This window comes from Paenibacillus sp. JDR-2, assembly GCF_000023585.1.
Taxonomy (GTDB): domain Bacteria; phylum Bacillota; class Bacilli; order Paenibacillales; family Paenibacillaceae; genus Pristimantibacillus.
The window spans coordinates 7,054,235-7,074,256 of record NC_012914.1; the positions used below are offsets into that span (position 1 = coordinate 7,054,235).

At 50.1% G+C, this 20,022-nt stretch carries 21 protein-coding genes; 5 read left to right on the plus strand and 16 right to left on the minus strand.

The window, feature by feature from the left end:
* Nucleotides 1-100: 100 nt before the first annotated feature.
* From PJDR2_RS30990 to PJDR2_RS31000, 3 genes are all read right to left on the minus strand, one after another.
* A complete protein-coding gene (locus PJDR2_RS30990; protein ID WP_083778231.1) occupies nt 101-1,672 on the minus strand; it encodes a malate:quinone oxidoreductase in 1,572 nt (523 codons plus the stop codon).
* A gap of 211 nt (nt 1,673-1,883) precedes the next feature.
* Entirely contained in the window at nt 1,884-2,279 is a 396-nt protein-coding gene (locus PJDR2_RS30995; RefSeq protein ID WP_015847703.1) for a hypothetical protein, read from the minus strand.
* A gap of 60 nt (nt 2,280-2,339) precedes the next feature.
* Nucleotides 2,340-2,690 carry a winged helix-turn-helix transcriptional regulator gene (locus PJDR2_RS31000; protein ID WP_015847704.1) on the minus strand — a complete coding sequence of 117 codons (351 nt, stop codon included), beginning with the start codon at nt 2,688-2,690 and terminating at the stop codon, nt 2,340-2,342.
* A gap of 141 nt (nt 2,691-2,831) precedes the next feature.
* Between PJDR2_RS31000 and PJDR2_RS31005 the strand changes: the two genes are divergently transcribed.
* A complete protein-coding gene (locus tag PJDR2_RS31005; protein WP_015847705.1) occupies nt 2,832-3,473 on the plus strand; it encodes an NAD(P)-dependent oxidoreductase in 642 nt (213 codons plus the stop codon).
* A 45-nt stretch (nt 3,474-3,518) separates the two neighbouring features.
* Here PJDR2_RS31005 and PJDR2_RS31010 read toward each other — a convergent pair whose 3' ends face one another.
* A complete protein-coding gene (locus tag PJDR2_RS31010; RefSeq protein WP_015847706.1) occupies nt 3,519-4,472 on the minus strand; it encodes a hypothetical protein in 954 nt (317 codons plus the stop codon).
* 218 nt (nt 4,473-4,690) lie between these two features.
* Between PJDR2_RS31010 and PJDR2_RS31015 the strand changes: the two genes are divergently transcribed.
* Entirely contained in the window at nt 4,691-5,056 is a 366-nt protein-coding gene (locus PJDR2_RS31015; RefSeq protein WP_015847707.1) for a hypothetical protein, read from the plus strand.
* A gap of 7 nt (nt 5,057-5,063) precedes the next feature.
* Here the strand turns inward: PJDR2_RS31015 and PJDR2_RS31020 are convergent, their stop codons facing one another.
* From PJDR2_RS31020 to PJDR2_RS31050, 7 genes are all read right to left on the minus strand, one after another.
* Nucleotides 5,064-5,432 carry a YciI family protein gene (locus PJDR2_RS31020; protein WP_015847708.1) on the minus strand — a complete coding sequence of 123 codons (369 nt, stop codon included), beginning with the start codon at nt 5,430-5,432 and terminating at the stop codon, nt 5,064-5,066.
* A 229-nt stretch (nt 5,433-5,661) separates the two neighbouring features.
* On the minus strand, nt 5,662-6,960 hold the full coding sequence (locus PJDR2_RS32260; protein WP_015847709.1) for a polysaccharide deacetylase family protein: 1,299 nt from the start codon (nt 6,958-6,960) through the stop codon (nt 5,662-5,664).
* Between the two features lie 29 nt (nt 6,961-6,989).
* The gene (locus tag PJDR2_RS31030) at nt 6,990-7,706 is read right to left on the minus strand and encodes a hypothetical protein (protein WP_015847710.1); all 717 of its coding nucleotides are present in this window, start codon (nt 7,704-7,706) and stop codon (nt 6,990-6,992) included.
* Nucleotides 7,707-8,004: 298 nt separating this feature from the next.
* Nucleotides 8,005-9,573, minus strand: coding sequence for a helix-turn-helix domain-containing protein (locus PJDR2_RS31035; RefSeq protein WP_015847711.1), 1,569 nt, complete (start codon nt 9,571-9,573; stop codon nt 8,005-8,007).
* Between the two features lie 76 nt (nt 9,574-9,649).
* Nucleotides 9,650-10,678 (minus strand): ABC transporter substrate-binding protein, encoded by a 1,029-nt coding sequence (locus PJDR2_RS31040; protein ID WP_041613725.1) that lies wholly within the window; start codon nt 10,676-10,678, stop codon nt 9,650-9,652.
* Nucleotides 10,679-10,872: 194 nt separating this feature from the next.
* Nucleotides 10,873-11,727, minus strand: a complete 855-nt coding sequence (locus PJDR2_RS31045) for a DUF5666 domain-containing protein (RefSeq protein WP_015847713.1) — start codon at nt 11,725-11,727, stop codon at nt 10,873-10,875.
* Nucleotides 11,708-12,205 (minus strand): RNA polymerase sigma factor, encoded by a 498-nt coding sequence (locus tag PJDR2_RS31050; protein WP_015847714.1) that lies wholly within the window; start codon nt 12,203-12,205, stop codon nt 11,708-11,710. Before PJDR2_RS31050 ends, PJDR2_RS31045 begins: the two co-directional genes overlap by 20 nt.
* Before the next feature lie 274 nt (nt 12,206-12,479).
* On the opposite strand from PJDR2_RS31050, the gene PJDR2_RS31055 reads away from it, so the two are divergent.
* Together PJDR2_RS31055 and PJDR2_RS31060 are read left to right on the plus strand one after the other, a co-directional pair.
* Nucleotides 12,480-12,794, plus strand: a complete 315-nt coding sequence (locus PJDR2_RS31055; RefSeq protein WP_015847715.1) for a hypothetical protein — start codon at nt 12,480-12,482, stop codon at nt 12,792-12,794.
* 57 nt (nt 12,795-12,851) lie between these two features.
* Nucleotides 12,852-13,499 carry a class F sortase gene (locus PJDR2_RS31060; RefSeq protein WP_041613727.1) on the plus strand — a complete coding sequence of 216 codons (648 nt, stop codon included), beginning with the start codon at nt 12,852-12,854 and terminating at the stop codon, nt 13,497-13,499.
* 46 nt (nt 13,500-13,545) lie between these two features.
* On the opposite strand, the gene PJDR2_RS31065 is transcribed toward PJDR2_RS31060, so the two are convergent.
* From PJDR2_RS31065 to PJDR2_RS31075, 3 genes are all read right to left on the minus strand, one after another.
* Entirely contained in the window at nt 13,546-14,376 is an 831-nt protein-coding gene (locus tag PJDR2_RS31065) for a sugar phosphate isomerase/epimerase family protein (protein ID WP_015847717.1), read from the minus strand.
* 177 nt (nt 14,377-14,553) lie between these two features.
* Entirely contained in the window at nt 14,554-16,110 is a 1,557-nt protein-coding gene (locus PJDR2_RS31070) for an SAM-dependent methyltransferase (RefSeq protein ID WP_015847718.1), read from the minus strand.
* Nucleotides 16,111-16,201: 91 nt separating this feature from the next.
* Nucleotides 16,202-16,972: a TerC family protein gene (locus tag PJDR2_RS31075; RefSeq protein ID WP_015847719.1), complete on the minus strand. Its 771-nt coding sequence runs from the start codon at nt 16,970-16,972 to the stop codon at nt 16,202-16,204.
* A 225-nt stretch (nt 16,973-17,197) separates the two neighbouring features.
* Here PJDR2_RS31075 and PJDR2_RS31080 point away from each other — a divergent pair, with 225 nt between their 5' ends.
* Nucleotides 17,198-17,713, plus strand: a complete 516-nt coding sequence (locus PJDR2_RS31080) for a cupin domain-containing protein (protein ID WP_015847720.1) — start codon at nt 17,198-17,200, stop codon at nt 17,711-17,713.
* A gap of 80 nt (nt 17,714-17,793) precedes the next feature.
* Here the strand turns inward: PJDR2_RS31080 and PJDR2_RS31085 are convergent, their stop codons facing one another.
* Together PJDR2_RS31085 and PJDR2_RS31090 are read right to left on the minus strand one after the other, a co-directional pair.
* Nucleotides 17,794-18,498 (minus strand): DNA alkylation repair protein, encoded by a 705-nt coding sequence (locus PJDR2_RS31085; RefSeq protein ID WP_015847721.1) that lies wholly within the window; start codon nt 18,496-18,498, stop codon nt 17,794-17,796.
* Nucleotides 18,499-18,654: 156 nt separating this feature from the next.
* Nucleotides 18,655-20,013: an LLM class flavin-dependent oxidoreductase gene (locus PJDR2_RS31090; RefSeq protein WP_265525093.1), complete on the minus strand. Its 1,359-nt coding sequence runs from the start codon at nt 20,011-20,013 to the stop codon at nt 18,655-18,657.
* Between the last annotated feature and the right edge of the window lie 9 nt (nt 20,014-20,022).

Below are 20,022 nucleotides of genomic sequence, written 5' to 3' on the forward strand. Positions count from 1 at the left end.
ATGAACAACAAGCCGTCGTCATTTGAGAACTGCCCTTGAAATAAACAATCGCCCTTTAACTGGCTTTGGGAAGCCAGTTAAAGGGCGATCTAAACATGCGTTATGCCAACGCCGAGCTCGTTTGTTTTTTGCCTGCGAGTCCAAGAGCCGCATTCGTTGTTGCATTGATCTGCTGGATCAGCTCAGGGTTTTGCAGAAGCTTCGTTCCGTAGGACGGAATCATTTCCTTGATCTTAGGCTCCCACTCTTTGATATGCTGCGGGAAGCATTTGCCGATTACTTCGAGCATAACCGAAACGGCTGTCGATGCGCCCGGCGAAGCGCCAAGAAGGGCAGCGATCGAGCCGTCAGCCGCGCTAATAACCTCCGTACCGAATTGCAGAGTGCCTTTGCCTGCATTTGTTTCTTTAATAATCTGTACGCGTTGGCCAGCCACGAGCAGCTCCCAATCTTCGCTCTTTGCATTCGGGATGAACTCGCGCAAGGCTTCCATGCGCTGTTCTTTGGACAGCATCAGCTGTTTGATCAGGTACGTGGTCAGGGACATATTTTTCGCGCCTGCCGCGAGCATGTTCGTTAAGTTATGCGGTTTGACGGATGTAATCAGGTCCATGTTGGAACCGAATTTCAGGAACTTTGGCGTAAAGCCCGCAAACGGACCGAAGAACAACGACTCTTTGTTGTCGATAACGCGCGTATCCAGATGCGGCACGGACATTGGCGGAGCGCCAACCGGCGCTTGGCCGTATACCTTCGCACGGTGCTGAGCCACCACTTCCGGCTTCTTGCAGACCATGAACAGACCGCTTACCGGGAAGCCGCCGATGCCTTTGCCTTCCTTAATGCCGGATTTTTGCAGCAGGTGCAGGCTTCCGCCGCCGCCGCCGATAAAGACGAACTTCGCATTGATGCGTTCCGAGCTGCCGCTTTGCAGATTGCGCACTTTCAGTTCCCAAGTGCCGTCGTTTGCACGTTTAATATCATCTACATTATGGTTATAGTTTATGTCCACGTTTTGCTGCTTCAATTGATTGAACAGAATACGTGTTAAAGAACCAAAGTTGACATCCGTCCCGGACTCAATTCTGGTTGCAGCAATTGGCGTATTTACTTTGCGGTCTTTCATCATAAGCGGAATCCATTCTGCCAGCTTCGCAGGGTCATCGGAGAATTCCATGCCTTCAAACAATGGATTGCCGGACAATGCCGCAAAACGCTTCTTCAGGAACGTAACGTCTTTTTCCCCTTGCACAAAGCTCATATGAGGAACGGGTACAACAAAGTCCCGCGGATTACGGATCAGATTGCTGTTTACGAGATAAGACCAGAACTGCTTCGATACCTGGAACTCTTCATTGACTTTGACCGCTTTGCTAATGTCGATGGAACCGTCCGGCTTCTCCGTCGTGTAGTTCAGCTCGCATAGGGAGGAGTGTCCTGTCCCTGCGTTGTTCCATTCGTTGGAGCTTTCTTCACCGGCTGTTGCGCGGCGCTCGAATACGGTAATTTCCCACTCTGGCTTCAGTTCCTTCAGCAAAGAACCCAAAGTAGCACTCATAATGCCGGCACCAATCAAAATTACGTCTGTTTTCGTTTGTTTGCTCATGTTAACCGTCCTTAACCTTTCGATTTGCAGAAAGGATGTTTCACGCTCGTGAAATTTCTCACACATCTTTTCTGATCAAAAAATGAACTACTTCTATGCTACAGGTTTATAAATAGATAAAATGTCTAGTTCTATTATACGACAGTTTGAAGCTATAATCGACGCTATTTCCATATGATTTTTTAACCATTCCCTGAACTATTCTCCACTTTCTCGAACCGGGACCGCACGAAAAACAACAAAACCACCCCAAACTTTGGCGTGGTTTCTTATAACTTCAGCTTATCACTTCATTTGGAATATCCCAGAGATAGTAATGCTTCGAATAGAGTCTTGTCTCAATGACAGAAGATTGTCCGTTTCGTTCAAAAATCAGGCCGGAGCCCATCTGCTCCTTGAAAGACCAGCCATACTGCTTCATACAGGCCTTAACCGGTGCATACCGGTCCTGTCCGGAATTAGCAGAGACATATCTGCTGCCGATATCCGTGGTGGCAAACCGCACATGATCCTTGTCCGAATAATCCAGCTTTGCTATAGCAGACAGGATAGGCACGGGGCTGCCCTCCTGCGACAACGCGCCGCCAAACCGCAAGACTATAAATCCAATCAAAATAGAGGCAAGCAAACCGCCGCCGACCAGAGCTATTATCCCTAATCGCATGAATCGCATGTCCAGAGCTCCTTCCGTCCCGCTTATATCTATTCAGACGGATAGTGCGGCAGGCAGGTTTCAGGATTTGCGCCGCGCCGCATACTTTTTCCCCCAAACGCCCATACTTTCGAGAATCGGAAGAAACTGCTCCCCCGCTTCCGTAAGGGAATATTCGACTTTGGGGGGAACCTCCTGATACACCACCCTGTTGACCATCTGATCCTTCTCCAGCTCTCTGAGCTGACTGGTTAATATGGCCTTCGAGATGCCGGGCACCAAGCGCTGAAGCTCTCCGAACCGCCGCGTCTCCCTTAAATGCCACAATATAATGATCTTCCATTTGCCTGCAATCACATTTTGCGTGTCCGTAACGGGACATACCTCTATCTGCTCTTCCGGAATTTCGCCTTCAAACGAGCTGCGAGCCATTCCAATCCCTCGTTTCATACATGGTATTGTTTTTATGACTATGTAATAAAATAGTGACTACTTTAAAAAATCGAACTAAAGAAATAATATTAGTGTATGCGAAATCACACAACTAATCCATAAAATTCGGAGGGAATAAATATGAAAATCGGTATTATCGGCGCTAACGGACAGGTCGGCAGCTTAATTATGAAGGAAGCCCAAGAGAGAGGCCACGAGGTAACGGCTATCGTTAGGAACGCATCCAAAATCGGCGATTCGAATGCCAGCATTCTGGAGAAGGACATTTTTCACCTGACCGGTGCGGATTTGAAGCCTTTTGATGTGGTGGTTAATACGTTTAAAGCCCCTGAAGGCGAAGAGCATCTCTATGTGGATGCCGGAAGAGCGCTGAACGCTGCGCTGCAGGATGCGCCAGGAACGAAGCTTATCGTAGTTGGCGGCGCCGGAAGCCTTTACGTCGACGAGCAGAAGACGACAAGGCTGATGGACACTCCCGAATTCCCGGCTTTCATCTATCCGACGGCATCAAACGCCGGCAAACAGCTGGATGAGCTTAAGAACACCAACTCCATCACCTGGACGTATATCAGCCCCGCTGCCTTCTTCGATCCAAAAGGAAAAAGAACCGGTGCGTATACGAAGGGTCTCGATCATGTCATCACCAATAGCCAAGGCCAAAGCTACGTCAGCTATGCCGACTATGCCATCGCCGTATTGGATGAAATCGAGAATCCGCAGCATGCGAACGAGCGTTTCACGCTTGTAGCCGAAGCGGAATAAAGAATAAAGCGAGGAAGACTCCCTGTTGCAGGGAGTCTTCTTTCTTTAGCTGCAGACGACCGAGCGGAAATTCTCGAACGCTTCCGGCTTAGGATCTTGTACCCGTCGGATGTGATCATAAAAGCTGTGGGAAAACTTAAATACGTGTCCGAAATCCCAATCAAGCTTGGCATAATCCCGCTCCCAATATTCAGGCTCGAGCGGAAGATATTCAGACCGACCAGCTTCGATAAGAGGCAGGCGATCGACAGGCGAGTACAGCGGAACCGAATCCTCCATCGACAAATGACGGCTGTATCGCAATGCCTTGACCAGCTTCAGGACGGCTGGCAGACCCCGGCGAAAATATTCCGTATAACCAAGATCATCAAGGACGTTCAAAGCATGCGAGAACGTCAGCATATGCCCGATCAGATCATGATGGGATTCCGCTTTATAAATAACCTCAAAGGATGCCAGTTCGTCCAGGATGAACTGCGATAATTGCTCCGCATTTTCGATAATCGGGAACCGATCTTCCGCTTCCTCGGTCAGCCGCTTCACCTCCGAGGTTTTATAGCCCAGCCACGAGCGTCCGGGAATCGTTCTCTCAAACGATCGGATAAGCAGGCATATTCCTTCGATATCTTCCCTGGCCCCCCAGCTCCCAAGCTCCCGAAGAGCCAGCAGGCTAGCCGCTGAATAGATGACATGGTGGCCTACCCAATGGAGTTCCCCAATCGTTGGCTCCAGAGCGGCCAAGATCATGTTCGCAGCTGCTGCGTATTCCATTTCCGGGATCAGGATGTCTGGTTGCCCTGACGAATAAGGATGAGCTGCCAGCATAGCGAAAGACTGGTCGATTATCCGTCCCGCCATTTCTCCTTTAATCCCATTCCCCTGAATGAGAAAGTAACCCGCAATCGCGGCCGCGCCGAAATGAGCCTCCCAAATATCGCCCGTTTTCGGCTTGCACTGAGCTATAACGGACAGTCCTTCGCGGAGCAGCTCCTTATTCATAACCTGATCCTCCTTCAAGAAAGTGAAAAGCGTTATTTTAGCGAGAATCCTCGCTTTAAAATGGACAGCTATTTCGGTTTACCTGGTCTAATCCTGCCGGATTCGGTTAATTGACCGGATTTGACGCGAATTTATCCCTGTCTGATTTTACAGCGCGCCCTATTAGGAGTAAGATTCTATTAATTTCAAACGCGCAAGAAAAGAAAGGATTGTTACCCATGAACACAGACATCATTTCTGGAATTCAGCTTTATCATCTATGCAGAGACAACAGCCATTACGGGCTCCTCAGCATGTCCTGCGGATCGGAAACCGGCTGGGGCGAATGCGTCATTACGACCGATGCTCCGCACTTTGACATCATTGCCTGGGGCGATTTTCTTTGCAAGCTAAACCGGCAATCTCTTGCGGACGCCCGGAATACGGCTGTCCTGAACCGAGAGGTATGGGGCGATGCCAAGACCGAGCTTGTGCTGATGGCTTTATCGAACCTGGACAATTCGGCCGCGGCTGCCAAAGAAGAGGAAACGCCTGATTCCTCCATTTTATTCGAGGAGTCCATGAGCTACTTCTCTGTCCTTTAGGCTTAGCTCAGCCTTTATAATAATGAATCGGCCGGATCTCAATTCCCCATTCGAAAGGCTCACCGCCGTTTACTTGCACGGCCGGATGCAGGGAAGCAATCCGTACCGCTTCTTCCATATTCTCTGCTTCAATAATAAACACGCTGCCAATCATCTCTTTCGTCTCGGTAAAAGGACCGTCCAGCACCTTCACCTTCCCGCCTGCCCGCCGCAGGCTCCTGGCTTCCGTACCGAGACCCGCATCGATAAGAACCTGATCCGTGCCATAGAGCTCCTCAAGATGAGGCGTGCATTGACTCATGACTTCAGCGATCGCTTCCTTGGGAAGTGCATCCATTTTCTCCGCATTCAAATAACCCAAACAAAGGAATTTCATAACGATATTCTCCTTTACCCGTAGATTATGGTTAGCCGATGGTACTGGGCTCTATAGGTTCAACGAATGGCAGTCTGCAAAATCGACCAAAGCTTTTGCATTAGATTAAATTTTTCTTCACTTTAACGCCGAAACCTGCTGTTTCGATTCAGCCGAAATTTTATTTGCAGAAACCAAAAAAAAGCACCCAAAAGGGTGCTTCGCTGCGAACCATATAAGTAAGGTTATGTTACTTGAAGGCAACAAACGTTAAATCCTTGCCTTTTAAATATTTTATAATAGCGGGAAGCGCTTGTACCGTGTATTTGTCTTCATGCATGACATAGATGCCGCCAGCGGCTTCAACATGATGGAAGTAGGCGGTTATATCCTCCGGCGTCTTCGCATTCCAATCCTCCGGGTCCCGGTTCCACAGCAATGTCTTCATTTGCTGCTTATCGGCCGCGGAGACCAGATCATCATTGACCGCACCATACGGCGGGCGGAATAAAGTAACGGGCTTATGAGTCAGCGCTTCAATCGCTTTGCTCGCTTTGGACAAGTTCTCGTTCTGCTCTTGCAAAGTAGATTTGGTGAGCACGCTATGATCCCAGGAATGATTGCCGATGGACATGCCGTGCCCGGCTGCATACGTGACGGCCTCTTTATGATGAGCCACATTTTGCCCGACGAACAGGAAAGTCGCCGGTACGTTCTGCTCTGTCAAGATATCAACGATATCCTTCGTCAGCTTGGACGGCCCGTCGTCAAAGGTTAAAGCCACATATTCCTTCGGCAAACCGAAAAACTTCTTGTCTTCATCGATAGCGATGATTTTGAAGGCCGGCTTCTCTTCACGGGACTCGGGCTGTACCGGATTCTGTGCAGGAACAGGCTGATCAGCCGTTACTACAGCGGCAGTGTCATGAGTGATTGCCGTATTGTTCACCGAGGATGAAGCATAGGCAACCGGTATGCCGGAATTGCCGTTTGTCACCTCGGCCTTCGCCACTTGACCGCCAAGCAAGCGTGCGGAATCCACCTTGCCTCCTGTAGCGATCGAAAGTATGGCCAGCAGTCCAATCATGATGAGAATAGCAACCGCAACCTTCGGCATACGCGAAGCAAAGCCGCTTCTTGGATCCGGCCGATTGGGAACGGGCATCAAGATCGCTTGGACTACTTGATCTTCTTTTGCCGGCGATACAGGCGAAAGCTCCCCTTGGCGGATTTGTCTAATCATTGCAATATAGTCTTCGCTGCAAGCAAAATATAACGGAACGCGGGTACTGCCTGTCGTACGAATAAAAGAACTATAATACGAATTGCGGTAAGGATCCCACTTGGAGTAAGGAGAGATTCGAATCCTGTCTCCATGTAATGGCCCCAGTGCTTCAAGCTCAAGAAACGTAAACTCGTCAACTTCGATTACGTAGGTTGCATACTTGTCGTCTTGGGTGACGCCGATCTTCATTTGGCTAATACCGCTTGAGGTCCTCCCAAGAGACAGCAGCTCCAACACCTGCGTGCTGTATGTCTCCATCCCCATATCGTTCTTCTCCCGTTCCCGGCATGACTTTAATCGGATGAACCACCATCCATAGAGCTTGTGTTTGGTGCAAACGGAGACGTCAGCCGGTTCGTAAAGTCGTTTACAATGTTAAGAAGATGCGTCTTCTCCTGACGGAGGGCATCAAATTTCTGTTTCATCTGGGAGAGCTCGGCTTCCAGCCGCGTATTCTTCTCCTCGAGTTCGTTAATCTTTTTGTTCTTTTCCGCGGTTGTTTCATTGTGCTTCTGCAAGAGGCCGGCATAGTTCTGGCGCTCAAGCTCGATAACGCTCTTAAGCTCCTCAATTTCTCCGGATAAAGCGGCGTGAAGCTCACGGTAGTCATCCATCATCTGATCAACCTTCAGATTCTTGTCGCTAAGCCGCTTCTCCAGATCCAGAATGCTCTTTTCCCGTTCCTCGATAACCTTGCCGAGGTTCTTCAAATCCCTGTTCAGACGGTCAATCTGACCATTCGCGTGCCCAAGCCGGTCCTGCAGGTCATTATGGCTCATTTCGACATGCTGCTTGGCTTTAATCATCTGCTCAACGGCAAATACGAGATCAAGCGACCGCTTGTCCAAGTGGCCCTTATTAATGAGAACCGAGCCTGAAGACTCATCGCTCTGTTCCGCTTTGGCTAGACCTGCCGACACTTCCTCCTGAGGCTCCTCCACGTCCCTCCTTATCCCAAGATCCTCTCGCGATTGCTGCTGCTCTTTCTTCTTATGGAAAGGAGAAAACATAGATCAACTCACCTTTTCTGAGAAAATATGTCGATTAATATCGAAAAATGTTTCCTTCATTATAGATTAATTTTCCAAGTTTATATGCGGGGCTAAAGTACCTAATTGCGCTCATGTAACTAGGCTTAAAGGAGTGGTCGCACAGGAGGATATGACGGTCGAAACCACCGCCGGCCGTAGGGATCTCCTATAACAGGAGAAGAGGGAATAATTGCTTAAAGACAACTAAATCCCGGCAGCAAGGCTGCCGGGATTTGGGTTATTTTATGTTATATAATGTTTCACGTGAAAAAAGCCGTCACGCATTAGCACCCATAAGACGTACAACATCCTCCAGAATTCGCATGCTGGACAAGGGGTCCTCGCGTACCCAGTCCACATTCATGAAGTAGACGCGGCCTTGCCGGACGGCCTCCAGCCGCTTCCACTGCGGGCTTTCGGTCAGCTTGAGAAACTCCCTCTTTGACTCCTCGTCGGACGATATAACGACAAATAGATGATCGCCCGCATAAGCGGACAATTGATCCAGCGGAACTTGTATCTTGAATGGATGCCCCGGCAATCGCCGCGCCTCCTCAATGGCCGGAGGCCCTTTCAAACCAAGATCCCGGTAAAGCACCCCAACGTCCAGATAAGCATCGAATTGGAAAGGGAGCTCCCTCATCCAAAACTGGGAAACCGTCTGCCCTTTGGCCAGAACGGGAGCCAGCTTCTCCTGGGCTCTAATGACCGCCCTCCCATACTGCTCCATCCACCGTTCCGCCAATTCCAGTCTGCCCAATTGATTGGCGATATGGCGGAACCGGTCAAAAAACGGCATCCTCCATGCTACATCCAGCGTATGCGCGATTTTGGAGTAACGCTGCAAATGATGGCCGTCGAAGGTAATGATCATATCCGGCCGCAGCTCCGACAATACATCCATATACGGAGTGACCACGCTGTCGCCGACAGCCTGTATACCTTCGGTGTAGCCGTCATAAAACCGACAGTCCAGCAGCTGCTTCGGCGCGCCTACCGGGCGGATATCCAAGGCCAGCATTTCGCCCAAAAATTGATGCGATACCAGTCGTACCGTCTGTTTGCTCAGTTGCGTGTATAGCCGCGGAGATACGCCGGTATGCCGCTTGAAGCTGCGGCTGAAATGAAACGGATCGCGGAAGCCCGCTTCATGGGCAACTTGATGAATAGACTGCCCCGAATCGGTCAGCAGCGATTTGGCATGCTCCATTCGGCGTTCAATTTGATAATCAATCGGACTTTGTCCGGTCAGCTGTCTGAATATCCGCGAATATTGCCTTGCGGACAGTCCTGTCTCGTCGGCCAGCTCCTGAAGGGTAAAGCCTGCCGCCTTCTGCTGCACGAGTTCAATCGTCCGTTCCACTGCCGCTAGGGACGCCCGCTCCTCGCCCGCCTGTCCTTCCGACAAGACAAGATAGATCAACTCCTGGAACCTGGCATGATTGCCGTATGCGGCTAATCCTTGCTTGTCTCCGCGGTTGTCGAATAACATACCGGCCAGCTCTTCGATTCGAATGAATGATCCCGGTAACAGCTCTCCTTCCGGCAGCTCCAAGGCTGGTATATTCTCCGGAGCAGCCTGCGTGAGAGAGACGCAATCGAATACCAGCTCCTGAACAGTAAGTACCGATGATGGCAAATGAGTCAGCCGCAGCGTAATACCCGGCCCGAACACCAGGCATTTCCCGCGCGACAGAACATACTCCCTGCCATTTGCCCACAGCTTGCCTTTCCCTCCGGTCACGGCAAATAGCGTGTATCCGGCCGACATCCAGCTGCTATGAACACTTATCCCCTCGCATACAATCCGTCTTGAATCCGACCACGCATACATCAGCGGGAGCATGACAGCCAACCTCCTTTAAATAGACAAAGAGGTCCGCCGGTAGCTCCGTAAGGATCTTCCGGCGAACCGTTAATTATCATTGACTCAGAATCTGAACGGCGTCATCCAGCTGGGCATTAAATGACATGACATCATAGGAGAACCACAGATCCGGATTTACGTTATAGACCTTGCCGCTTTTTACAGCCGGGAGATTCTTCCACAAGCCGCTATTATTCACCGTTTTAGCAAAATCGGGATCATTGTCGAAGGTTACGAGGAACAGCCGGTCCGCGGAGGCAAAGTCCGACAGCTTCTCCAGCGAAATATTAAGTCCATTCTCGTTATTGCCCTTCGCCCACTCCGTCTTTACCGTATCGGTCATCGGGAACTGCAGGGAATTAAACAGGGTGAAGCCTACGTTTGAATCGCCGTAAACACGCAATTGATTCATTTCATAACCGCCGATCGCCACTACCCCAAACGTCTCGCCCGGCTTCACGGAGGAAGCAAGCTCAGCGCGTGCGTCTTCGGCCTTCTTGTTATACGCCGTTATCCAGGCATCCGCCTTATCGCTCAGTCCCAGAACAGCCGCAGTCTCCTTAAAATGCTCAAAGGCATCATGATCCGCCCATTGAATAACGATTGTTGGCGCGATCTTGCTCAAGTTCTCCAGCTGGTCCTTGTTCCATTCGGCAACGATAATAAGATCGGGCTTCAGCGTAAGAATTTTTTCCAGACTCGGATCATTCGCTGCGCCGATATCTTCAATTCCGTCGAGTTGATCCTTGATGGCAATAAAGTTAGTCAGCAAATGCGAAGCTACGCCAACCGGCTTCATCCCAACCGCGATCATCTCCGGCAGGTATTGCGTCGGAATGACCCGCTGCGGATGAGTCGGAATGACGACCTCACGGCCAAGCGCGTCCTTATAGGTATAGGTTACCGGTTCCTCGCTTGCAGCAGGCGTAGCCGACGGCGACTCCGTTGCAGCCGAATTCGCAGAAGGAGATGCCTCATTCGAATTGGAGTTCGAGTTCGAGTTGCCGCATGCGGCTAATAAAACCGTCATTAATAGAAATGCACCAAGAAGCGCTGTACGGCTTCGGATAGACTGAATGAACATGACCGACTTCCCCTTTAATTTAATAATGATATTCATTATCAATTATTATAGAGAGCGGTTATTCTTTAAGCAATGTCGGATATAGACATTTACGGGTCTTTCAGTGTCCAAATTGTTCATTTTTCCGAGATGCCTGCAGGTCGTAAAAAAAAGAAAAGACGCCTGCGGACAGGCGCCTCTTGCCGGCTCAACTATTATTTTTGCGGAGCGAAGTTATTGTAAATACGTGTTGCATTTACTTTGCCGGAGCTCAGATCTTCCGTTGTAAAGCCGGATACCGCGTTGCCTACTTTGAATTCTTTTTGAAGCAGCTCATCGGATTGTTCGCCGGCTGTTGGCTCCGTGATTCCCATGATCGTGTCAGGAGTAACCGTTACCCATACATCGTTAACTTTGAAGCTTTTGCCGTCGGCGCTTACTTCGGAGATAAAGCCGTCAATGTTTACCGCCATTTTTCCTGTAGTAGCAGGCTTGCCTGCCTCTTCTTTCTCAGGCGCGATCAGGTTGTAGATCACGTCAGCCGTAACTTTGCCCGTGCTTACATCCTGGGAAGTATAACCGGATACGATGTCGCCCGCTTTAAAATCTTTATTGAGCAGCTCTTGGGATGGCGCTGCCGCTGTTGGCTCGCTGCTTCCCAGCTGCGTTTTGTCCGTTACTTCTACCCACAGATCGCCTACTTTGAAGCTTTTTCCGTCCGTGCTTACTTCGGAAATAACGCCATCGATGTTAACAGCCACTTTGCCCATGATAGGAGGCTTGGATGTTGCTTCAGCTGTCTGCTCTTGATTAGTTGGCGTGGAGGCTGGGTTATTTTGATTCTGGTTTACGCTAATTACGCCAACCGCCAAGATTGCTGCTGCTGCAATACCTACTGTCCAACCTGTCAATTTCTTTTTGCTTTTTTCCATTTTAATCGGCTCCTTTTGATTTGTAGGGTTATGTGAAGTCTTCTCTAATTCCAGCATTAACTTCTGATAGGTTGCTTCTTTGAAGTCGTCGCTGGTTCGCAATTGAGACATCGCGGACTTATAGACAGATTTCTTCATTCTCCAGGCCTCCAATCTTATCTTTTAAGAGTGCGCGTCCTCTGGCCAGCCAGGTTCCTACCGTTGCGGCCTTCGCCTGCATAATAACGGCAATCTCCTGGATCGAATATCCTTCGTAATAATGAAGATGGATCGGAATCCGATACTTCTTGTCCAAGGAGAGCACCGCCTGCAGAACCTCATTTTCTTCCTTGGGGAGGTAGCTCAGGTCTTCGGGAACAGGGTTTCTGCTTTTGAACCAGCCGGTCTTCAGCATATTTTTGCTCTTATTGATGGTTGTTCGAATCAACCATGCTTTTTCATGTTCGCTATTCTCGAAGACAGGACGCTTCTGCAGATACGTCAGGAAAACCTCCTGCGTCACTTCTTCCGCATCAGCTATATTTTTCAAATAAGCGAAAGCAATCTTGATCATGCTTCGCGAATATAGATCCAAGGCCCGTCGCACAGATTCATTGAGCTCATATGAATTGTACACCTCAGCACCTCCTTTCACTTGTAATACAACTGAGTGCCCAATTATTTTTCATTCATGCGATATTTTTTTACTAGACGTAATGAGACCCTAGAATGACTGCAACGGTCCGGCTAGTAAAATAGCCCAAACGCCAAAAAAGCACACTCCTTCTGCCTGCGTGCAGGTTGGGGAATGTGCTTTTTTTGGCGGAAACAAAATCCACTCATATTTTTACTTCTACAGTTAACCTTAATCAGGGGGAAAAAACATATTCGGCTTAAGGAGAGAATTACAAATGAAAAAAGCAGCAATGATCGCAGTAACTACATGCCTCTTCCTGACCGTGTCCGCAGCAACAGCAGCATCCGCATCGGCCGCGGAACCAACGGCAACTAAAAAAGCAGAGCACAAAATGCATGTGAAGGAACACAAGGTCAAAGCAAAAGAACATAAGATGCATGCGAAGCAGCACAAAGCAAAAGCGCATGAGCTTCGCGCAAAGTCCGAGTCCAACGTTCATAAGCTGCATGCCAAGGAATATAAAGCAAAAGAGCAAAAGCTGCGCGCAAAAGCATTGCCTAAAACAGGCTACGGCGGCGTTAGCGAATAAGGCAATCACTGACAGCGGAGGAATAGAGAAAGTTCTCTATTCCTCTCCCTACAGAGGATGAATAATATGAGCAATCGTCATGTTTTTTTGATATTGGTGCTGATCCTATTGCTAACAGGCTGCACGTCCGAGCCGTCCAAGCAACATAGCCAGACAAACAACGAAACCGCGCTGCCCGTCCCTTCCCCTACTTCGGTACCGCTGCATGCGGCGGAGTTAAAGACTCCAGCGAAGCCGAAACACATAGATGCAAAAACTCCCGTTATTGTACCTAATCGGATCTGGATACCGTCTGTCGGGATAAAAGCTCCCGTGGAGCCTGTCGGACTGCTGGATAACGGACAGTTAGACGTGCCTGCATCCAGTGATATTGCCGGATTATTTATTGATGGAGTTCTTCCGGGCGAAGAGGGCAATGCTATTATTGCGGGACATGTTGATAATTATACCGGGCCCGCTATTTTCTATCCCCTAAAAAAGCTGAAGCAGGGTGATCCCGTCGTCCTTTCCGACTCGTCCGGCAAGTATCTCGTATATTCGGTCGATGCTGTTGAATCCTACTCCACGGCTGAAGCGCCGCTCGATAAAATTTTCGGCGATACGAACGGAAAAAGGTTAAACATGATTACCTGTACCGGAAAATACAATCGGCTGAAAAAAGAACACGAAAAGCGCCTCGTCGTGTATACTCACTTAATGCAATAAAAAAGCCGCGAAACTCGCTCGCGGCTTTTACATATCTAAAATTTCGCTACTTGCCTCTTGCAGCCAGACGGCCTTCCCGCACAAACCTTGCGGCTTCCGCCATCTGCAATTCGCTTACGGCCTCCATTGTCGCAAAGCCGTACGGCTTGTGCTGTTCAAGCAGCTCGAAGAATAGAGGATAGTTGAGGTCGCCAAGGCCAGCCGCCGTTTCTATTAAGGCACCGTCTGCCGCGCGATTCAAATCCTTCACATGGGCGCTTACGATGCGCGGGCCAAGCAAACGGAAAGCTTCGCGGACCGTATGATCCTGATTCTCGAACCGGGCCGGGTTCATCAAATTGCAAGGATCCATCACGACGCCAACGCAAGAGGATGGAAATCGTTCAATCGTCTCGGCCAATGTTTCAGCCGTATCGATCATATGTCCTTGAGCTGCTTCCAGCCCAATCGTTACGCCCCAGCGCTCCGCCTCTTCAACAAGCTCCTCAAGCGCACGGTTTAACCGTTCTATGTGCTCCGCGCGGCGCTCCGGATCCGTTATTCCGCCAACCTCCGTCGCCACAATCGGAGCGCCGAAATGCCGCGCATTCCGAAGATGCTCTTTGAAGCGGTCCACATTATGGCGGTAAACCTCGTCATCGAGATCGACCAGACTTGCATAACAGCCGAGTACCGCAATGCGGACGCCATTATCCGCAAATGCGCCGCCTACCTCCTGGGCGAGCCCCGGGCTTAGCTTGCCAAGCCGAGAGTCTACATCGGAGAACGCTTTCCCCAGCGCTAATTGAACATACGGAAATCCGTTAGCGGAAATCTTGGCCGCCAATTCCTTATAAGGCAAAGTTCCAAGCAAATGAGCTAAAATTCCGACTGACATGATACCCATCCTCTCACGTTTCATCTGAAATCTACTTGTCTCTCATTATACGTTGTAATGCCCGGATGGCAAGGCGAACGAACGCTACAGAAACCCGTGCCTCTCCCGAAGCTTCCTGTTAACCTTCCTGTAAAACAAGGTTTAACCGGTCAAGGTTTTGCTCATTCAAGCGGCTTTTTATGCGAGCTCAAAATTTTTCATCAATGCCCTTGCTTCCTCATGCTCAGGCTCAAGCCTCAGCAATTCCCCTAAGTAATGCAAAGCCTGTTCTTCCAGCTCCAGCTCGAAACAGCATATTGCAAGACAATAAAAGACGGTGGAAACAATCTCCTCTTCGTCTTCCTCAACGGAAATCTCCAGGAACCGTTTGGACTCGCCGTACATGTCCATTTCGAACAGCACCAGACCCGCTTCAAGCGCCAGATCGTACTTCTGCTCCATCACGTAATACGACGACCACATCCGTTCGATTCCGAGCAGAATATCTTCCTTCTCCTCATCAAGGGCATCCGGCAGCAGACTCGAAATCTGCTTCGTGCTCTGGATAAAGAATTCCGCATCGTATCCGCCAAGACGCCAGAAGCTTAGAATTTGCCGAAGCCCCATATCTTCGATATAACGGTCTATCCACCACTTCAGACTGTAAAAGTCATCCGGTCCAAATCGCTCCACGCACCGGCGGTAGGCCAGCCTTGTCTGGTAATAGTCCTGCGGCGAATTCACGCTGATCATGCAGCCGATATTGATATTGTCATAGTGATGCGAAGGGAACATGACCAAGGCACCGCTCCGTTCTAACACTTCCCCCATCGCATGATAGTTTGCCGTCAGAGAAAAGCTGCCATGAAAAACAAGCTCCGGCGGTTCCGCGAACCTCCAGTGCTCGAGCAGGTGATCCCCTTTATCCGCCGTCAGCAGCACGATTCCCGCCTGCGATAACTGATTCAGCCGGTCCAGGCAAGCCAGAGAGGCTTCAGGGAATAAAATATGCGAGTCCTCCAGCTGCTCCTGATAGACGGCGATAACGTCGCGATAAGGATAAGACGCATCCTCGTACTGCGGTGCGCGCCGGAGCTCGTAGCTCAAGGCGATTTGCGACAGCAGCTCCGATGGTTTAAGCGAATCCTTGTTTTCAGGGTACTTTACCAACACATCGGCCTCAAAAACCCGACCTTCGCCTATATAAAGCAGCTCCTGCGGAATACTGTCAAAAAAGTAGTTCGCCACAATGACGAGAGGCTGCTTCAAGTCTCCCCTGCGGATGGTTTCTCCGGATGCGGCCAGTAATAATTCCGAATCTTGCACAGCATCAAACCGGGCAAAATCAAGCATTCCCCGTTCGATAAAAGTCTGAAGAGCAGGATGCTTCTGCCAAGCCTCCACATTGTTTGCTGCAAGGTCCGTCATGATATACCGGAACGGCGGCACCGCAATTCCCGCAAAGTCTATTAAACGGCTTAACTCATGCAGCACATGGAAAGCAAACCGTCCCGCTCCTGCTCCAAGCTCCACGATCTGAACAGGCTCATGGCATTGTCCCTGATTAGCCCTGTCCTGAAGAAATCCGAACAGCATCTCGGCATAAGCGGCCGCGATCATTGGATTACTCGTTATATATTGAGGAACCTGGTCGTTATTCCAGGCCCTCAAACCTTCTTCTTCGTAATATTGTCTGTTTATTTGCCATATTGGCGCTTCGCTAAAGCGGTAACGCTGCGTATTTGAAATCGTCATCTATTCATAACCCTGCTTTCTATGCTTTGAACAATACCTTCTATATTACCTCAATAGAAGGCATTTTACGAAATTTAGGGCTAAATCTCTCTTAAGAGGCTTCTGCCTTCCGCGGTTTCTTCCCCGGAGCGAACCAGCCGAGCAGCGCAATAGCAACCAACACGCCATAGAACACAAGCGTCCAGCCCGTACTATGAGGGAAATCATGATCCAGAATGCCGATGTCTTCATGGGCCAGCGTAATCACCGCCAGCTTCACCCCAACCCAAGCTACGATGGCATACGCCGTAGTCTCCAATGCCGGACGATCGGCCAGCAGCTTCACAAACCAGGTTGCCGCGAACTTAATTAAGATAAGACCCGCAATACCGCCAAGCAAGACGACTATGAATTTGCCTCCGTCCATACCGCCAAACTCGCCAAGCGGAGAATCAGGCAAACCAAGTGCAAGAGCTACCGCAGCCAGAATAGAGTCGATTGCAAACGCGAGATCCGCGATAGCGATTTTGCTTACCGTAGGCCAGAAGCCCGAACCCGCTTTTTGTTTCTCGTCTTTGTGAACATCCTCGTTCTTCTTGCCAAAACGCGCTTGAATGATGTGCTTTAAACCCAGGTATAGCAGATAGGCTGCGCCAATCGCCTGTACCTGCCAGACATTCGCAATAAAAGATATTGCGAATAGAGCGCCAAAACGAAAAACAAACGCCATAATAATTCCGTAGTTAATCGCCCTCTTCTTCTGAGCGTCCGGTAAGTTCTTGGCTATAACCGCAAGCACCAGTGCGTTATCGGCGGATAACAAGCCCTCCAATCCTATCAGGATCAGCAATGCCCACGCATACTCCAGCCAGATCGATTCCAACGCGGATTCCCCTCTCTTCGAACATAATCGGTATGAGTAATTTTCTCTTGTCCGTTAATGCATATACGTAAGAAATACTCAAAGGAGTTCACTTTTTTCTCAAGAAGAAGGAACTGGAAAGCAATTGGATAAAAACCCGTATCAGGAAAAGCTTCATCCCCTTTCGGTAGGCGCATGCATAGGATAAAGCGATGAATATATCGCTTTGTCGAGAGGAGAGCTTGGATGTACTTTTATCCTTACCGCTATGATCAATGGCCTAATAACTATTGGGGTTATTATTGGGATCCCCGTTATTACAATTGGAGCTATAACGTGCCGAACGCGCACTACAGAGAGATTGCGCTAAAGGACTACGGAACAAGCCCGCTGGTTGTGAACCTGGAGGAGGCAACCAAGCAAAACAGGAACTACCGTACCGCATTATGGACAGGAAACTACCTTCAAATGACATTGATGAGTATTAATGTTGGCGAAGATATTGGGCTGGAGGTCCATCCGACAACCGATCAATTTATTCGAATCGAAAAGGGACAGGGATTGGTGCAAATGGGTGAAAGCAAAGAGCATCTGGACTTTCAAACCATGGCTTACGAGGGCTATGCCATTCTTGTCCCTGCCGGAACGTGGCACAATGTCATAAACACAGGTAACGAACCGCTTAAGGTTTATGTCATCTATGCTCCGCCGCATCATCCGTTTGGCACCGTCCAGGAAACCAAGCCGACTGAACAGGACTAAGGCGAGTTCAGCTCATCCCAAGGTGGAGGAAATAAAACCAATAAAAAAAGGCGCCCGGAATCCCGGTGCCTTTTTTTAGCCTAACATCTTACATACTTGCGTTTGAAACCAACCTGCCCTCTACCCAGAAACTTCTCGATATTAACGGTAGCGTTGATAAGCTTGCTTTTATTGCCTTGGCCGACCTCTACCGGACCTACTTCATTCGCGATCTCTACCGCTTTATCATGAAGCGGCTTGTAGGATATCGCCACCGTGTACAGGAAATTGTTCATCGAATATCTCGTCCGCTCGGGAGATTCGTGAATCGTATTTTTCACCCGCTCCAGCATACCGGCGATTTTCTCCTCGGAGAACTCGCTGTCCTTGCGATTGCCAAGCAGCCAGCAGTAGCAGCTCCACCCCGCCGACATCTTCAGCTCTTCGCCGCTTGCAATCCATTTATCCGACACCTCTTGGGCGATGTCCGTCTCGGATAAGGTGACCGCCACCACATAGTCGGAGATCATATAGAAATACGCGCTGTCGATCCAGCGCTCGAAATCCGCCTCGGTCATCGCCTTTGGGTCGGCAATGATCCCGGCGAAATACATGGCATCGTAATTGCCTGTATCGTACAGCTGATCAGCCAGCGGCTGATTAAGTTTGATTTTGCGGAAAATAGGCTTCATCTCGCCTGTCGCCACGCCAAACAACGGTTCGTGCGCGCCATTGCCCATGTAAATCTTCTTGGTTCTTTCCTTGCCAAGCCCTTCAAGCTCCTGCATGACCTCTTCTAGATTCATTGTTCGCACTTCCTTTGGAATGGTTTATTACCTAAGTCCATAGCCGTCTTCCTTGAATATACCATAAAACGCCTACCCGCTCATTAGGACAAAAAAAAGACACCCCTTCGGGTGCCTTTAACCTGTCATGTGATAGTCCGTTAATATGAAAATGGCTTACGCCTGCTGCAAACCGGCTAATCTCTTGAAATGATCGACCGACGGCACCGGCAGCCCTAGATGCTCGCGGAGCGTCGAACCCTCGTATTCCTCACGATAGAGTCCGCGGTGCTGAAGCACCGGAACGACTTGCTCCACGAAATCGTCCAGATCGCCCGGCAATACCGGCGGCATGATGTTAAAGCCGTCGCAGCCGTAACCGTCATACCATTCTTCCATCAGATCCGCAAGCTGCTCCGGCGTGCCGACGAATTGCATATGGCCCCGGGCGCCAAGAAGTCTGCGGCCAAGCTCGATAATGGACAAGTTGTCTTTGCGGGCGAGATCCATGATGAGCTGAACGCGGCTTTTCATGCCGTTGCTCGCTTCCACCGGATCCGGAATATCAGGCAGCGGACCGTCGGCCGGGAATTTGCTGAGGTCCGTCTGAAGCATGCCGGATACCATCATGACCGCTTCCTGCGGATCGATCAGATCCAGCAGCTCCCGCTCCTTGCGGCGGGCTTCCTCCACCGTCGAGCCAAGGATGGGCGACAAGCCCGGCATAATTAGCAGGCTTCCCCGCTCCCGCCCTGCCTCAATGAGCTTCTCGTTTACACTTTTGTAGAAACCTTGTGCGGTAGCCAGCGAGGTCTGCGCCGTGAAGATTACCTCGCCAATACTTGCGGCAAAGTCCTGCCCAGGCCCTGAAGAACCCGCTTGAATAAGAACCGGGTAGCCTTGCGGCGGACGCGGCACATTCAGCAGCCCATGCGCGGAATAGAACCGTCCGCCGTAATCGGCGGCACGAAACTTCGACTCATCCGCGAACGTTCCCGATGCCCGGTCCATTACAAGCGACTCCTGCGGCCAACTGTCCCACAGCGCCGTTACAACGTCTACGAATTCCTTCGCCATCTCATAGCGAGTCGCATGCTCCGGATGTTTTTCCCTGCCGAAGTTGCGAGCCTCCGTATCGACCTGGGACGTTACGATGTTCCAGCCGGCCCGGCCGCCGCTCAAATGGTCAAGCGTTGCAAAACGGCGAGCCGCATTATAAGGCTCGTTATAAGTCGTCGACAGCGTTGCCGTCAGACCGATTTTCTCCGTTACCGTAGATAAAGCGGACAACAGTGCCACCGGGTCGAGCATGCCCGCCGCCGCGCGGCTTGGATAAATCAAGTGCAGCAGATCCGCGAAAAAGATCATATCGAACTTGCCCTTCTCCGCCGACTTAGCGATCCGCTTATACCATTCGATATCAAACATTCGCTCCACGCCGGACTCCGGATGACGCCAGCCGGCATGATGATGACCCGTGAAATAAATAAAAGCACCCAGATGAAGCTGCCCTTGTCGTTGTCGACTCATGCCCATTCCCTACTT

Excerpts from the sequence above, each read along its gene's own strand:
- PJDR2_RS30990 (WP_083778231.1), bottom strand. The coding sequence starts at position 1,672 with ATGTGTGAGAAATTTCACGAGCGTGAAACATCCTTTCTGCAAATCGAA.
- PJDR2_RS30995 (WP_015847703.1), bottom strand. The coding sequence starts at position 2,279 with ATGCGATTCATGCGATTAGGGATAATAGCTCTGGTCGGCGGCGGTTTG.
- PJDR2_RS31000 (WP_015847704.1), bottom strand. The coding sequence starts at position 2,690 with ATGGCTCGCAGCTCGTTTGAAGGCGAAATTCCGGAAGAGCAGATAGAG.
- PJDR2_RS31005 (WP_015847705.1), top strand. The coding sequence starts at position 2,832 with ATGAAAATCGGTATTATCGGCGCTAACGGACAGGTCGGCAGCTTAATT.
- PJDR2_RS31010 (WP_015847706.1), bottom strand. The coding sequence starts at position 4,472 with ATGAATAAGGAGCTGCTCCGCGAAGGACTGTCCGTTATAGCTCAGTGC.
- PJDR2_RS31015 (WP_015847707.1), top strand. The coding sequence starts at position 4,691 with ATGAACACAGACATCATTTCTGGAATTCAGCTTTATCATCTATGCAGA.
- PJDR2_RS31020 (WP_015847708.1), bottom strand. The coding sequence starts at position 5,432 with ATGAAATTCCTTTGTTTGGGTTATTTGAATGCGGAGAAAATGGATGCA.
- PJDR2_RS32260 (WP_015847709.1), bottom strand. The coding sequence starts at position 6,960 with ATGGGGATGGAGACATACAGCACGCAGGTGTTGGAGCTGCTGTCTCTT.
- PJDR2_RS31030 (WP_015847710.1), bottom strand. The coding sequence starts at position 7,706 with ATGTTTTCTCCTTTCCATAAGAAGAAAGAGCAGCAGCAATCGCGAGAG.
- PJDR2_RS31035 (WP_015847711.1), bottom strand. The coding sequence starts at position 9,573 with ATGCTCCCGCTGATGTATGCGTGGTCGGATTCAAGACGGATTGTATGC.
- PJDR2_RS31040 (WP_041613725.1), bottom strand. The coding sequence starts at position 10,678 with ATGTTCATTCAGTCTATCCGAAGCCGTACAGCGCTTCTTGGTGCATTT.
- PJDR2_RS31045 (WP_015847713.1), bottom strand. The coding sequence starts at position 11,727 with ATGAAGAAATCTGTCTATAAGTCCGCGATGTCTCAATTGCGAACCAGC.
- PJDR2_RS31055 (WP_015847715.1), top strand. The coding sequence starts at position 12,480 with ATGAAAAAAGCAGCAATGATCGCAGTAACTACATGCCTCTTCCTGACC.
- PJDR2_RS31060 (WP_041613727.1), top strand. The coding sequence starts at position 12,852 with ATGAATAATATGAGCAATCGTCATGTTTTTTTGATATTGGTGCTGATC.
- PJDR2_RS31065 (WP_015847717.1), bottom strand. The coding sequence starts at position 14,376 with ATGTCAGTCGGAATTTTAGCTCATTTGCTTGGAACTTTGCCTTATAAG.
- PJDR2_RS31070 (WP_015847718.1), bottom strand. The coding sequence starts at position 16,110 with ATGACGATTTCAAATACGCAGCGTTACCGCTTTAGCGAAGCGCCAATA.
- PJDR2_RS31080 (WP_015847720.1), top strand. The coding sequence starts at position 17,198 with ATGTACTTTTATCCTTACCGCTATGATCAATGGCCTAATAACTATTGG.
- PJDR2_RS31085 (WP_015847721.1), bottom strand. The coding sequence starts at position 18,498 with ATGAATCTAGAAGAGGTCATGCAGGAGCTTGAAGGGCTTGGCAAGGAA.
- PJDR2_RS31090 (WP_265525093.1), bottom strand. The coding sequence starts at position 20,013 with ATGGGCATGAGTCGACAACGACAAGGGCAGCTTCATCTGGGTGCTTTT.